This window comes from Bacillus sp. P4_D3, from assembly GCF_056401855.1.
This window is the reverse complement of record NZ_JBFUIN010000069.1, coordinates 1-13,622: the sequence shown is the minus strand read 5'-3', so window position 1 is coordinate 13,622 and position 13,622 is coordinate 1. Positions and strand designations below refer to the sequence as shown.

Genomic DNA, 13,622 nt, shown 5'->3' with positions numbered 1-13,622 from the left:
GTTTGCAATATATGATTCTTATACCAATTTTTATTTACTTGTGGTTAGGAATAATGCAATTTTCCGCAGTTAGTTTAACTTGGATAGATAATTGGAAAGATTACCTTATATTCACTCCTAGTACGATAACTGATGAGCAAGATATATATACGATTGATAAGTTTTTATACAAATTTCGAATGTTACCTATTCCAAGTACAGTATTAATACTATCTTGCTTATATTTATTAATACTTATCGTGATTGATAGTATACGCTTACTAAAAAAGTTCCTTGTAAGAACTAGCCATTAGAAAAGGAGAATTGTTTGAAGGTATCATAATTATTTGTCACTACTCATTTCCATACAGGTAGAAATAGCCTTACGCGTAGTAAGGTTATTTTTGGAGGAAATATGTATTGACACTTCTATAGTTTCTTCTTTTCATAATATGTAACCGTTAAGTAATAATTTAGGTATAGTATCTAAATTAACTTCAAATCCTGTCGAATATTGATAGATTATCATAGTATAATCATGAAGGAATTCTAACGAAAGATATGGAAGCTTTAATAAATGCATCTCCATATGTCGTATCTACCATTTCCTCTTTCATTTAAGCAATGATACAGTAGAGGTAGTAATTAGAGTAAAGGGGTAAAGTGTAGAATGGATTTTCAAACGATCAAAGAATATTTTTCACCAGAAAATATGGATCATATTGTTGAAAGTTATCGTGCGTTCGGACCGCTTCTCGGTATTGGCTTACCGATGATAGAGGCGCTTATTCCGGCATTGCCACTCATTGTTTTTGTGTTGGCGAATGCTGTTGCATTTGGCTTTTGGTTCGGTTTTCTTTATTCATGGCTTGGGTCAGTAATTGGTGCAATGCTTGTATTTTTCATTATTCGCAGCTTTGGACGAAGTCGTTTCTTTTCTTTTGTAAATAAGCATGAGAGAGTACGAAAAGCGATGGGATGGATTGAAAGAAAAGGATTCGCGCCAATCTTTGTTATATTTTGTTTTCCGTTTACACCATCTGCGCTTATAAACGTTGTAGCTGGTTTGTCTCGCGTTAGCGTAAAACAGTTTGGACTAGCATTAGCATTCGGAAAGCTTGTGATGATCTTTATTTTAACTTATATCGGTCATGATTTAGTGTCATTTATTCATAAGCCGGTGAAATCGGTTATTGTTGGCGTTGTTATTTTTATTTTATGGTATGTCGGTAAAAAAATTGAAGTAAAGTTAGAACTACATTAGGAAAAGTCTTCTTTGTAAAGAAAAGCTTCATTATTAAAGGGCGAGGGGAGAAGCGAATGAAGAAAACTTTGAAAAAAGAAGGGCTAGAGTGGATAAGAACAATTTTAATTGGTGTACTATTAGCTGTATTTTTTCGAACGTTTTTCTTTTCAACGTACGTTGTAGAGGGGAAGTCAATGATGCCGACATTGCAAGATGGAAATATGCTCGTTGTGAATAAGGTGAGTTATCAAGTAGGGGACTTGAATCGATTTGATGTTGTCGTTTTTCATGCGAATAAAAAAGAGGACTATGTAAAGCGAATTGTTGGTTTACCTGGGGATCATATCGAATATAAGCAGGATAAACTATATATAAACGGACAATTCGTGGAGGAACCTTATTTAGAGACGTATAAGAAAGAGACAAATGGACGGCAATTAACAGGTGATTTTAAACTAGAAGAGTTAACGAAAGAAAAGTTTGTACCACCTGGTTCTATTTTTGTAGTGGGTGACAACCGCCTTGGTAGCTGGGATAGTAGGCACTTCGGTTTTGTAAAAGCTGATACAGTTGTCGGTAAAGTTGATTTGCGATATTGGCCGATTCGAGAGGTGCAAACGAATTTTTCAAAAGGCTGATATAATAAAATGAAGTATAAGGAAAAGACAAACAGCTCAGTTTGTCTTTTTTCGTGTCCTATAATACAATTATGGTAGCAAACTAACGTTCGTTATGTAAGTGAAAGGTGGGGTTACATGTCACTTCGATTGGTGATTGGTAGAGCTGGAAGTGGAAAAAGTACACTTTGTTTACACGAAGTGCAAGAAGAGTTAAAGCAACGCCCAAGAGGGAAAACAATATTATATCTTGTGCCAGAACAGATGACATTCCAAACGCAGCAGGCGTTAATTGGGAGCGAAGATGTAAGAGGTTCTATTCGGGCACAAGTTTTTAGTTTTTCGCGATTAGCGTGGAAGGTGCTGCAAGAAGTTGGCGGAGCGAGTCGTCTTCATATTGATGAAGCTGGTGTACATATGTTGCTTCGTAAAATTGTAGAATCTCGTAAAGATGGACTATCTGTGTTTCAAAAAGCAGCGGAGCAAAACGGTTTCTTTGAACATCTTGGTAGTATGATTGCGGAGTTTAAACGTTACAATGTGACGCCGTCTAATGTATATGAAATGTGGCAACAATTAGACACGCATAGCAGTAGTGCAGAGCAAAAGCTACTAGCGAATAAAGTGTATGATTTACAGTTATTATATGATGATTTTGAACGTGCTTTAATTGGAAAATATTTAGATTCAGAAGACTACTTACAATTATTAATTGAGAAGCTTTCGGACTCTGAGTATGTAAAAGGCGCGGAAATTTATATAGATGGATTCCATTCATTTTCTCCTCAAGAGTTAGAAATCGTTAGAGGGCTAATGAGATTAGGAACTAGAGTAACAATAACATTAACGATAGATGAAAAAACGTTAGCGCAGCCAGTGAATGAACTAGATTTATTTTATGAAACGACGTTAACGTATGAAAGAATAAAACAAGTAGCGCGTGAAGAGAAAATAGAGGTTGAAAAAACAATTCCACTTATGGAACAGCCGCGTTTTCATTCGCAAGCATTAGCACATTTAGAAATGCATTACGAAGCGCGTCCAAATGAAAAGTTTCACGGTGAAGCGAGTGTGACAATTAGTACAGCAGCTAATTTACGAGCTGAAGTAGAAGGTGTTGCTCGTGAAATTCGAAGACTTGTGGCGACTGAAGACTATCGTTACCGAGATATCGCAGTCCTTCTTCGTAACGGAGAAAGTTATTACGATGTAATGCGAACGTTATTTACGGATTATAATATCCCRCATTTCATCGATGAAAAACGCCCGATGTCACATCATCCGCTAGTAGAATGTATTCGTTCGGCTTTAGAGATTATTAGCGGAAATTGGCGTTATGATGCAGTGTTTCGCTGTGTGAAAACAGAACTTTTATATCCACTAGACGTAAGAAAAGAAGCGATGCGCGAAGAGATGGATGAGTTCGAAAACTACTGTTTAGCGTACGGTGTACAAGGGAAGAGATGGACTTCTGAAGATCCGTGGATGTATCGTCGTTATCGTTCTCTTGATGATGCGAGCGAAATGATAACAGACAGTGAGCGTGAAATGGAAGAGAAAATAAATCGACTTCGCGACGTTGTAAGAACGCCAGTTATTCGTATGCAGAAAAGACTGAAGCGTGCTGGAACAGTTATGCAAATGTGCGAAGCGGTATATTTATTTTTAGAGGAGCTTGACGTTCCGAAAAAACTAGAGGCATTACGTATTCGTGCAGAAGAAAGCGGAGATTTCTTATTTGCGACAGACCATGAGCAAGTATGGGAAGAAGTGATGAGTCTTCTTGATACGTTCGTTGAGATGCTTGGCGAAGAGAAGATGTCCCTGTCTATGTTTACTGATGTAATGACGACAGGTCTTGAGACACTTCAATTTGCGAACATTCCGCCGTCACTAGATCAAGTGTTAGTTGCTAATATTGATCATTCTAGATTATCAGATATTAAAGCGACGTTCATTATTGGCGTAAATGAAGGCGTGATTCCAGCAGCACCTATGGATGAAGGTATGCTTTCTGATGAGGAAAGAAATGTTCTCACCGCTGCAGGTATCGAATTAGCACCAACGACGAGACAAACTTTATTAGAAGAACAGTTCGTTATGTATCAAATGGTGACGAGAGCATCTGAGAAGTTATACATTTCCTGTCCGCTTGCGGATGAAGAAGGAAAGACGTTACTGGCTTCTAGTTTTATTAAGAAAATAAAAAGAATGTTCCCTGATGTGAAAGAATCGTTTATTACGAATGATGTAAATGACTTATCGCGTTCGGAACAAATCTCATATGTAGCAACGCCAGAAGTAACTTTGTCTTACGTCATGCAGCAACTGCAGACGTGGAAGCGTTACGGATTTGAAGGCAATTTAGACTTTTGGTGGGACGTATATAACTTCTACGTTACTTCAGATGAATGGAAGCAAAAAAGTAGCCGCGTGTTATCGAGTTTATTCTACCGAAATCGTGCACAGAAACTAAGTACAGATGTAAGTAGGGATTTATATGGAGATACAATTAAGGGAAGCGTTTCTCGTATGGAACTATTTAATCGCTGTGCGTACGCTCATTTCGCTCAGCACGGTTTATCGCTAAGAGAGCGCGATATTTTCAAACTTGATGCGCCAGATATCGGTGAGTTATTCCACGCGGCGCTGAAGAGAATTGCAGACAAGCTATTACGTGAAAATCGTACTTGGGCGGATTTATCAATAAAAGAGTGTGAGCACCTTTCTGCTTTAGTAATAGAAGAAATTGCACCATTATTACAAAGACAAATTTTATTAAGTTCAAACCGTCATTTCTATTTAAAACAAAAACTACAACAAATCATTTTCCGTACATCACTTATTCTTCGTGAACATGCGAAGTCGAGTGGCTTTGTACCAGTTGATTTAGAAGTACCGTTCGGTATGGGTGGTACTGGATCGCTTCCGCCAATGGAATTTGTGTTGCCAAATGGCGTGAAGATGGAAGTAGTTGGCCGTATTGACCGTGTTGATAAGGCGGAAGATGAGAGTGGTACGTTCCTTCGTATTATTGACTATAAATCAAGTTCGAAAGCGTTAGATTTAACAGAAGTGTATTACGGACTCGCACTTCAAATGTTAACGTATTTAGATGTTGTTACTTCAAATGCACATACGTGGATGAAAAAGGGCAGTACTGCATCACCGGCGGGTGTATTGTATTTCCATATTCATAACCCGATTGTTGAGATGAAAGGCGATGCATCTGAAGAAGAAATTGAGAAAGAAATTTTAAAGAAATTTAAAATGAAAGGGCTCGTACTAGGAGATGCTGATGTTGTTCGTTTAATGGATAATAAACTTTCAACAGGAAGCTCTGATATTATTTCTGCTGGTTTGAAAAAAGATGGTAGTTTTAGTGCGCGTTCTAGCATTGCAAGTGAACAAGAGTTTAACGTACTTCAAAAATATGTACACCACTCGTTTGAAAATATCGGAAAAGACATTACAGAAGGTGTTATCGATATTGCTCCTTACAAAAAGGGGAATAAAGCGGCATGTACGTTCTGTAACTTCAAATCTGTTTGTCAATTTGATGAATCACTTGAAGATAATCAATTCCGTACGTTAAAAGATATGAAAGATAGCGAAGCAATGGAGAAAATTAGAGAGGAGGTTGGCGGAGAATGATAGAAAATTGGCCTCAGAAACCAGAAGGTAGTCAGTGGACAGATGACCAGTGGAAAGCGGTTGTAGCGAACGGACGTGATATTTTAGTCGCAGCGGCAGCTGGATCAGGGAAAACAGCGGTATTAGTTGAACGTATTATTAAAAAGATTATAAGTGAGGAAAATCCAGTCGATGTCGACCGCCTGCTCGTTGTAACATTTACGAATGCAGCGGCGCAAGAAATGAAAAATCGAATTGGAGAAGCGTTAGAAAAAGTATTAATTGATGGGCCAGGTTCACAGCATATAAGAAAGCAGCTTAGCTTATTAAATAAAGCTTCCATTTCTACCATTCATTCATTTTGTTTACAAGTTATTAGAGGATATTATTACATGCTTGATGTCGATCCTCGTTTTCGTATTGGGAACCAAACAGAAAATGAGTTATTAAAAGAAGAAGTGCTAGATGACATATTAGAAGAAGAATATGGAATCGAAGATAATAGTATTTTCTTTGAATTAGTTGATCGTTATACGAGTGACCGTAGTGACGATGACTTACAACGAATGATTTTAGCGCTTCATACAGAATCAAGAGCGCATCCAAATCCGGAGAAGTGGCTTGATAAATTAGTAGAAGCATACGACGTTGAAGGAAAGACGATTGAAGATTTAGTGTACGCTTCTTACTTATTAGAAGATGTGAAGTTTCAGCTTGAAACAGCGGAAGAGCATATTCGTAAAGCGACTGAACTCGCAATGCTTCCTGATGGTCCAGCGCCTCGCGTTGAAACGTTACAAGCGGATGTAGCTTTACTTGGAATGTTATCCTCAGCAGCTCGCGGGTCGTGGACAAGCGTTTATGAAGCGATGCAAAATGTATCGTGGCAAACGCTAAAGCGTATTAAGAAAAGTGATTACAACGAAGATGTTGTAAAACAAGTAGATTCTCTTCGTAATAAAGCGAAAGATGAAGTAAAGAAATTACAAGAAGAGCTATTTAGCCGCAGACCTGAAAGTTTCTTACGAGATTTTCAAGATATGCATCCTGTATTAGAAAAACTCGTGAAGCTTGTAAAAGTATTTACAGAGCGTTTCCAAGCGATTAAGCGAGATAAAGGAATGGTCGATTTCACAGATTTAGAGCATTTCTGTTTGCAAATATTAAGCGAGCAAAGTGAAGACGGTGAAATGAAGCCGTCAGCAGTAGCACTTCAATATCGTAATAAATTTGCTGAAGTACTAGTCGATGAATATCAAGATACGAACTTCGTACAGGAATCAATTATTAAATTCGTAACGAAAGATTCTGAGAGTGAAGGAAACTTATTCATGGTTGGTGACGTAAAACAGTCAATCTATCGTTTCCGACTAGCAGAGCCTGGTTTATTCCTAGGAAAATATAAACGTTTCACACAAGAAGGATTGGGCGGCGGAATGAAGATTGACTTAGCGAAAAACTTCCGTAGCCGTCATGAAGTGCTAGCTGGTACGAACTTTATCTTCAAACAAATTATGGGCGAAGAAGTCGGAGAAATCGATTATGATGCTGACGCTGAATTAAAGCTAGGTGCTAGCTATCCAGAAGGTGAAGATGTAGCGGCAGAACTACTATGCATTCAGCAAACTGAGGAAGAAGTGCAAGAAGGTGAAGAAGGTGCAGAAGTAGAAAAAGCGCAGCTTGAAGCTCGTCTTATGGCGCAGCGTATTAAAGCGATGGTTGATTCAGGCTATGAAGTGTATGATCGTAAAACTGATAGTATGCGCCCGGTACAATACCRTGATTTCGTTATTTTACTTCGCTCCATGCCGTGGGCGCCGCAAATTATGGAAGAGTTAAAATTACAAGGAATTCCAGTATATGCTGACCTTGCGACTGGTTACTTTGAAGCGACAGAAGTAAATATTATGATGAACGTATTCCGCGTTATTGATAATCCGATGCAAGATATTCCGCTTGCAGCTGTACTTCGTTCACCGATCGTTGGACTAAATGACGAAGAACTTGCGACGCTTCGTGCTCACGGAAAGAAAGGCTCGTTTTATGAAGTAATGAGCTCATTCTTAAAAGGAGCGCCGCTTGAAGAAGAACAAGAACTGCATGATAAATTAGAGTGGTTTTATAAATTACTGCAAGGATGGCGTGAATTTGCGCGTCAACAATCTCTTTCCGATTTAATTTGGAAAGTGTACGGTGAGACAGGCTATTACGACTTTGTCGGCGGTTTACCAGCCGGAAAGCAAAGACAGGCAAACTTACGCGTATTATATGACCGCGCAAGACAATATGAAGCAACATCGTTTAGAGGATTATTCCGATTCTTACGCTTTATTGAGCGGATTTTAGAACGCGGTGATGACATGGGAACGGCGAGAGCTCTTGGAGAACAAGAAGACGTCGTTCGCATTATGACGATTCATAAAAGTAAAGGGCTAGAGTTCCCAGTCGTATTTGTAGCTGGACTTGGTCGCCGTTTTAATACACAAGATTTAATGAAGCGTTTCTTACTTCATAAAGATTTCGGTTTCGGTTCACAATTTATCGATCCTCGTAAACGAATTAAATATACGACATTATCGCAACTAGCGATTAAGCGTAAAATGAAGATGGAATTAATTGCGGAAGAAATGCGCGTATTATACGTAGCGTTAACGCGTGCAAAAGAGAAGTTAATTTTAATTGGAACAGTTAAGGATGCCAATAAAGAAATGGAAAAATGGCTCGATGCAAGAGAGCATAGTGAATGGTTATTACCAGATCATATACGTGCCGGAGCGTCATGTTATTTAGATTGGATTGCACCTTCCTTATATAGACACCGTGATAGTGAAATGCTTCTTGAATTAGGACAAGGGAATATTCCAGGCGAAATTTATGAATATAGTGCTAGCTGGAAAGTAGAAGTTGTTGAAGGAAAAGATCTACTTGCACCAGAACCAGTTCAAGAAGAGAAACAAGAGTTATTAGAAGCGCTTCGCGATAAAAAAGCTGTTCCGTTAGAAAGTGAACGGAAAGAAGAAGTGTACGACAGATTAATGTGGAAATACGGGTATGAGGACGCAACATCTCACCGTGCGAAACAGTCTGTTACAGAAATAAAGAGAAATTATCAATCTGAAGAAGGTAGCGATAACGCCTTTATTAAGAAACTCCGTGCACCAATTAAAACACGTCCGCGCTTTATGGAGAAAAAAGGGCTAACATACGCAGAGCGAGGGACAGCAGTTCATGCCGTTATGCAGCATGTAGATTTGAAGAAACCAATTACGATTGAAGTTCTTCAAGAACAAATTGCAAGAATGGTAAATAAAGAACTATTAACATTTGAACAAGCTGAAGAAATAGCGATTGAAAAAGTAATTTCATTCTTTGACAGTGACTTAGGTAAAAGGGTATTAGCAGCAAAAAGTGTTGAACGTGAAGTGCCATTTACGATGATGCTTTCAGCAGAAGAAGCATATCAAGATTGGCAAGGGAAGAAAGGCGAATCAATACTTGTCCAAGGGGTTATCGACTGCATGATTGAAGAGGAAGACGGAATTACTTTAATCGACTTTAAGACAGATACGATTGAAGGGAAGTTCCCAGGCGGATTTGATCAAGCGAAACCAACTTTAGAAGACCGATACAAAGTGCAGCTTTCACTATATGCAAAAGCACTCGAGAAAAGCTTAAAACATCCTGTGAAAGAGAAATGTTTATACTTCTTTGATGGGRATCATGTTGTAAATATTGAGGAATAGAGCTTAGAAAGGGGTTATGGAGTATGGCGACGTTAAGAACTTGTGATCAAGGACACGAGTACTACAAAAGTAGCGATTGTCCAACTTGCCCAACCTGTGAGAAAGAGAGAAAGCCAAAAGAAGGCTTTCTTTCTCTTCTTTCAGCACCAGCAAGAAGGGCGTTAGAACATTATGGAATTCATACTTTAGAAGAACTTTCAAAGTATAGTGAAAAGGAAATTTTGAAACTGCACGGTATAGGGCCAGCATCTTTACCTAAATTGAGAATGGCTTTAGAAGATAAGGGATTATCATTTAAATAAAGAAAAATTAATCATTAGTGGGGAGTAGTATCTTCACTAATGATTAGTTTTTATAATAGGTATTAATTAGCTGGATAAACGCGTATAACGAAATCCCATTTTGAAAATCGTAAATCGATGGACAAAACGCTTTAAAAGATGAATTTATGAAGTGTAGAGAACTTGATAAAGAAGATAAGTGAATTGATTATAATATTAAGGAAGGAAGTGCAACACGATGGATTTTGAAACAGTAATGCAAGAGCTTGAAACTCTCGGTAAGGAACGAACTAAAAAAATATACATATCTAATGGTGCAAAGGATCCACTTTTTGGCGTAGCTACAGGTGCTATGAAACCAATCGCAAAGAAAATAAAGATAAATCAAAGTTTAGCTGAAGAGCTGTATGCCACGGGTAACTACGATGCAATGTACTTTGCAGGCATTATTGCAGACCCAAAAACTATGAATGAATCGGATTTTGATCGTTGGATGGATGGGGCGTACTTTTATATGCTGTCCGATTATGTGGTGGCAGTAACTTTATCAGAATCAGATTTTGCACAAGACGTTGCTGATAAATGGATTGCAAGTGGTGACGAACTAAGAATGTCAGCGGGCTGGAGTTGCTACTGCTGGCTTTTAGGGAATCGAAAAGACAATGAATTTTCCGAAGGTAAGATTGCCAATATGCTAGAAGTTGTGAAAAATACAATTCACGATGCGCCAGAACGAACGAAATCCGCTATGAATAATTTTCTAAACACTGTGGGGATTTCATATGTGCCGCTACATGAAAAGGCAGTTGAAACCGCAAAGGAAGTAGGCATAGTAGAACTAAAACGGGACAACAAGAAAAGCAGTTTTCTAAATGCTTACGAAAGTATTCATAAAGAGCTTGATAGAGGAAGACTCGGGTTCAAACGTAAATATGTAAGATGTTAAAAACAGCTTATTATCAGGGTGTGGATTCAAGAAGGATTGAAACTCTTTTTATAGCAGGAACAGCCTTAGCTCTATATTGTATAGAGCTAAGGCTGTTTTTTACGCTGTTCCAATCTGGTCTTGGTCTGCAACGTCCGAATCAAATGTATTTGTTGCACTAACGCCGCTAAAAGTATTTACGACAAATCCGACATTGGAAGCCCCAGATCCGTTATAAGCTTTCGTATTTTCTTTCGGAGACACGTTATAAAAATCTCCTAAGTTGAAAGAGCCGTTACTGTTTTGAACGACAAGATTTCCTACAACCGAAGGCATACCATCCACCTACTTTACTAAGCTTTTTAATTACTATATGAATTATTTAGAGGAAGGTTCATCAGTAATAAATTGGCGGATTTGCATAATACGAGAGTTATTAAAAGCATAATCAATATTTCCAATTTGAAAGCAACCAGAATTTAAAAGTGTCCGCACTTCAACGTTGTTTACTTCAATAAAAGGACACTCATTTATAATATTTACTTTTACATCTGTGGTTCGCTTTGGAATAGTAATGTGTTCATCTGTGAAAATTTCAAAAGCATCTAAGCGACCTTCTCCTTTTAAATAACAAGGAATTTCCCGATGAACCAAAAGCGCCCTGCTTTTTAATTCCATTTGATTTGCATCACCAACTTGAAATACTGCAGCAATCCCCAAAGAAATAATAGAAACATTTTGGACAACTGAAACATGATGTAACATAATTTTGAGTCTCCTCAACCTGGAGTCGTAGGGACAGCTGTTACTAATGGTACAAATGGCCCCTCTGTAACGGATTCGAATGGCGTATCAAGAATAGAAGAAAGGATGAGAAGGTTAGCATCTCCAATTAAAAATAATGCGGAAGAAGAAACCCCGTTCATTTTAATCTGTCCTACTTTTAACTCACGGTTCACAACATTTAAATTCATACATACTTACTCCTTTCGGAAATTGCCCGGTATGTGTTGAATAAAGGAAAGGAAGGCTTTGTCAATATCTTGTTTCATCGCTTGAATAATGACGTCTCGTAAATAATCGGGATCTGTGGAAATACCCTCATACGATTGAACTTGTGACAAATAATACGGAAGTCTATGTTCCATCTGTTTTTTTATGTCATCCACCATCATTTGTCGATACATCTCATCAAGCGGCGTTCTCTCTTCTTGTTCAAAATGGAGAATTCGACTATATGCTTCTTCATCTAAATAGCGATGCATTTCTTGAAGGATACCTTGATAAAAGTCTGGATTTATTTCTGTTTCAGGATTTACTTTTAACGTTTCTGTATCTACTTGAAAATCTTCAATTTGTTGCTCTTTTGTTGAAAATGGATTCAAGCCAATATTTAAAGTGCCATTTAAATTTTCTACTTTTAATTGATCGAATTTATATTCCACTTTTCCTATAGAAGAGGAGGGGCGACTTTTTAACTCATTAAGCTCTTCTTGTAGTAGGCGAACTTGCTCTTCAAGATTTAGAATAGTTTGCTGCTGTATTTGGAGAGCTTGCTGAAGTTGGTGTAGGTAAGTGTATATATCTTGATTCATTTTGTGAAACCTCCTTTTCAATAGGGAGGGTATATTACTGCTATATATTTATGATAAGGATGGTCTAAGAAGAACTAGTTGAAGGTTTAATAGAAATAATTTGTCCTTTCGCACTTAAAGGGCGAAGAGGTTCTGTAAATCCGCCAGAATTTGAGAATTTAGAAAGAGCCTTAATACTACCTGCAGTTCCAATTTGAAAAACGGAAGAGGTCGTAATGCTATCGATTCTAATGCTGTTAATGATGATACTTTGGTTCACATAAAAATTCAATGCAATCGCCTCCCTTAGTTCGAACCGATTATTGCTTGATCAATTACATCTGAATCATTGACAGTCGTTGAGCTTTGATAATTGTAGACAGAGATGTTATCCCCAACATTAAATGAACCGGCTCCGGCAAAAGCGCGTGAATAACTAATAGGCCTAATCGCAAATACATCTCCAATATGAAAAATACCACTTGATCCAATATTAACGATACGAATATGTCCGACCATAGCTGGCATACAAAACACCTTTCATTTTTAAAATTTTCTTTTCTACTATTGTATGGGCGTTTTCAATAAAATGTGTCCTTTTTTGAAATAAAAGAAACACATACGTTATTGCGTATGTGTTTCGAACATTTGAGTGTGTGTGCAATCTGTATGTATAGGCCAAACAACATTTAAGAGCCTGTCCAGTTCTTGGCTACAATCTACTGTTTTTTGAGAAGTCATTCCGTAGCGTTCAGCAAAATAGATCATTTTTTCGCGTTTTTTTTCGATAGCTTGCTCAAACATTGAAATCGGCTCCATCTCTCAATAAATTTTATGTATATATGTAGTACATATTATACAAAAATTCCATAAAAAAGAAACACCTTCGCCAAAAAAAGTATAATTTCTACATTTTATGTCAAATGAAGGGTGAGGAACGAATGTAAGAAGGGAGGAATATTGTAAAAATTAGCGTGCGTGAGAAGGTTTTTTTCTTAAGGATGCGAATACAATTATAAGGTATGAGTTTTAGGATGGAGAGTGGGAATGTTGCGTTTTGTAACGGCGAAGAAAGAAGAAAAGGTATTTGTAGGTATTGTGGATGAAGAGGAAGAAAAGGTATTACATTTAAGAGAAGCGCAAAGACAAAAAGGGGAGAAGGTTACTATCCCAATTACCATGTTAGAGTGTATTGAAAGAGGAAGCGAATGTCTTGAGAAAGTGTGCGACATTGTAAATTGGGCGAAGGAAAATGCGGGATCGGCGTATTATCCGTTAGCAGAGGTGAAAATATTAGCACCGATTCCAAGGCCGAGAAAAAATATTCTTTGCGTTGGAAAGAACTATCGTGAGCATGCGATAGAAATGGGCGGAGTAGAGTCTATCCCTGAAAATATAATGATTTTTACAAAGGCGCCAACAACAGTGATCGGAATTGATGAGCAAATTAATGGTCACCCTCACGCAACGAATGAACTTGATTACGAAGGTGAACTAGCAATCGTTATCGGTAAGCGAGGGAAACAAATAAAAATAGAAAAAGCCCTTGATCATGTTTTTGGATATACAGTTATAAATGATGTAACTGCTCGGGATATTCAAAGAAAACATAAACAATTTTTCC

Annotated in this window: 15 protein-coding genes; 8 read left to right on the top strand and 7 right to left on the bottom strand. The window is 37.8% G+C overall.

The features are described 5' to 3' along the window. The 7 genes from AC1DTM_RS11120 to AC1DTM_RS11090 all read left to right on the top strand — a co-directional run. A partial coding sequence (locus AC1DTM_RS11120; protein WP_477000232.1) for a DUF4306 domain-containing protein occupies window positions 1–293 on the top strand: 293 nt, incomplete at its 5' end. 356 nt (window positions 294–649) lie between these two features. Next, on the top strand, window positions 650–1,243 hold the full coding sequence (locus AC1DTM_RS11115; protein ID WP_002158925.1) for a TVP38/TMEM64 family protein: 594 nt from the start codon (window positions 650–652) through the stop codon (window positions 1,241–1,243). Between the two features lie 56 nt (window positions 1,244–1,299). After that, the gene (gene lepB, locus AC1DTM_RS11110) at window positions 1,300–1,863 is read left to right on the top strand and encodes a signal peptidase I (protein WP_016104147.1); all 564 of its coding nucleotides are present in this window, start codon (window positions 1,300–1,302) and stop codon (window positions 1,861–1,863) included. A gap of 117 nt (window positions 1,864–1,980) precedes the next feature. After that, the gene (addB, locus tag AC1DTM_RS11105; protein WP_016104148.1) at window positions 1,981–5,496 is read left to right on the top strand and encodes a helicase-exonuclease AddAB subunit AddB; all 3,516 of its coding nucleotides are present in this window, start codon (window positions 1,981–1,983) and stop codon (window positions 5,494–5,496) included. Next, window positions 5,493–9,218 carry a helicase-exonuclease AddAB subunit AddA gene (addA, locus tag AC1DTM_RS11100; protein ID WP_477000231.1) on the top strand — a complete coding sequence of 1,242 codons (3,726 nt, stop codon included), beginning with the start codon at window positions 5,493–5,495 and terminating at the stop codon, window positions 9,216–9,218. Before addB ends, addA begins: the two co-directional genes overlap by 4 nt. Before the next feature lie 23 nt (window positions 9,219–9,241). Then, a complete protein-coding gene (locus AC1DTM_RS11095) occupies window positions 9,242–9,520 on the top strand; it encodes an RNA polymerase alpha subunit C-terminal domain-containing protein (RefSeq protein WP_016104150.1) in 279 nt (92 codons plus the stop codon). Between the two features lie 217 nt (window positions 9,521–9,737). Further along, the gene (locus AC1DTM_RS11090; RefSeq protein WP_002158916.1) at window positions 9,738–10,445 is read left to right on the top strand and encodes a DNA alkylation repair protein; all 708 of its coding nucleotides are present in this window, start codon (window positions 9,738–9,740) and stop codon (window positions 10,443–10,445) included. A 99-nt stretch (window positions 10,446–10,544) separates the two neighbouring features. Here AC1DTM_RS11090 and gerPF read toward each other — a convergent pair whose 3' ends face one another. The 7 genes from gerPF to AC1DTM_RS11055 all read right to left on the bottom strand — a co-directional run bounded on the left by gerPF (window position 10,545) and on the right by AC1DTM_RS11055 (window position 12,802). Continuing rightward, entirely contained in the window at window positions 10,545–10,760 is a 216-nt protein-coding gene (gerPF, locus tag AC1DTM_RS11085; protein ID WP_001141570.1) for a spore germination protein GerPF, read from the bottom strand. Window positions 10,761–10,802: 42 nt separating this feature from the next. Continuing rightward, window positions 10,803–11,189 (bottom strand): spore germination protein GerPE, encoded by a 387-nt coding sequence (locus tag AC1DTM_RS11080; RefSeq protein ID WP_016104151.1) that lies wholly within the window; start codon window positions 11,187–11,189, stop codon window positions 10,803–10,805. A gap of 14 nt (window positions 11,190–11,203) precedes the next feature. Beyond that, entirely contained in the window at window positions 11,204–11,398 is a 195-nt protein-coding gene (gene gerPD / locus AC1DTM_RS11075) for a spore germination protein GerPD (protein ID WP_016104152.1), read from the bottom strand. A 6-nt stretch (window positions 11,399–11,404) separates the two neighbouring features. Continuing rightward, complete coding sequence (gene gerPC, locus AC1DTM_RS11070) at window positions 11,405–12,019, bottom strand: spore germination protein GerPC (RefSeq protein ID WP_002158914.1); 615 nt, start codon at window positions 12,017–12,019, stop codon at window positions 11,405–11,407. 64 nt (window positions 12,020–12,083) lie between these two features. Beyond that, window positions 12,084–12,290 carry a spore germination protein GerPB gene (gene gerPB, locus AC1DTM_RS11065; protein WP_002201409.1) on the bottom strand — a complete coding sequence of 69 codons (207 nt, stop codon included), beginning with the start codon at window positions 12,288–12,290 and terminating at the stop codon, window positions 12,084–12,086. A gap of 14 nt (window positions 12,291–12,304) precedes the next feature. After that, window positions 12,305–12,526, bottom strand: coding sequence for a spore germination protein GerPA (gene gerPA, locus AC1DTM_RS11060; protein WP_002149890.1), 222 nt, complete (start codon window positions 12,524–12,526; stop codon window positions 12,305–12,307). Window positions 12,527–12,622: 96 nt separating this feature from the next. Then, window positions 12,623–12,802, bottom strand: a complete 180-nt coding sequence (locus AC1DTM_RS11055; protein ID WP_002087032.1) for an aspartyl-phosphate phosphatase Spo0E family protein — start codon at window positions 12,800–12,802, stop codon at window positions 12,623–12,625. 243 nt (window positions 12,803–13,045) lie between these two features. Here AC1DTM_RS11055 and AC1DTM_RS11050 point away from each other — a divergent pair. Next, window positions 13,046–13,622: fumarylacetoacetate hydrolase family protein (locus tag AC1DTM_RS11050; protein WP_477000230.1), on the top strand; the 577-nt coding region annotated here is incomplete at its 3' end.

What these genes read in the sequence shown, in the direction of transcription:
- gerPC (WP_002158914.1), bottom strand. Translation starts at nt 12,019, where the DNA reads ATGAATCAAGATATATACACTTACCTACACCAACTTCAGCAAGCTCTC.
- AC1DTM_RS11080 (WP_016104151.1), bottom strand. Translation starts at nt 11,189, where the DNA reads ATGTTACATCATGTTTCAGTTGTCCAAAATGTTTCTATTATTTCTTTG.
- gerPA (WP_002149890.1), bottom strand. Translation starts at nt 12,526, where the DNA reads ATGCCAGCTATGGTCGGACATATTCGTATCGTTAATATTGGATCAAGT.
- AC1DTM_RS11095 (WP_016104150.1), top strand. Translation starts at nt 9,242, where the DNA reads ATGGCGACGTTAAGAACTTGTGATCAAGGACACGAGTACTACAAAAGT.
- gerPD (WP_016104152.1), bottom strand. Translation starts at nt 11,398, where the DNA reads ATGAATTTAAATGTTGTGAACCGTGAGTTAAAAGTAGGACAGATTAAA.
- AC1DTM_RS11115 (WP_002158925.1), top strand. Translation starts at nt 650, where the DNA reads ATGGATTTTCAAACGATCAAAGAATATTTTTCACCAGAAAATATGGAT.
- lepB (WP_016104147.1), top strand. Translation starts at nt 1,300, where the DNA reads ATGAAGAAAACTTTGAAAAAAGAAGGGCTAGAGTGGATAAGAACAATT.
- gerPF (WP_001141570.1), bottom strand. Translation starts at nt 10,760, where the DNA reads ATGCCTTCGGTTGTAGGAAATCTTGTCGTTCAAAACAGTAACGGCTCT.
- AC1DTM_RS11055 (WP_002087032.1), bottom strand. Translation starts at nt 12,802, where the DNA reads ATGTTTGAGCAAGCTATCGAAAAAAAACGCGAAAAAATGATCTATTTT.
- AC1DTM_RS11090 (WP_002158916.1), top strand. Translation starts at nt 9,738, where the DNA reads ATGGATTTTGAAACAGTAATGCAAGAGCTTGAAACTCTCGGTAAGGAA.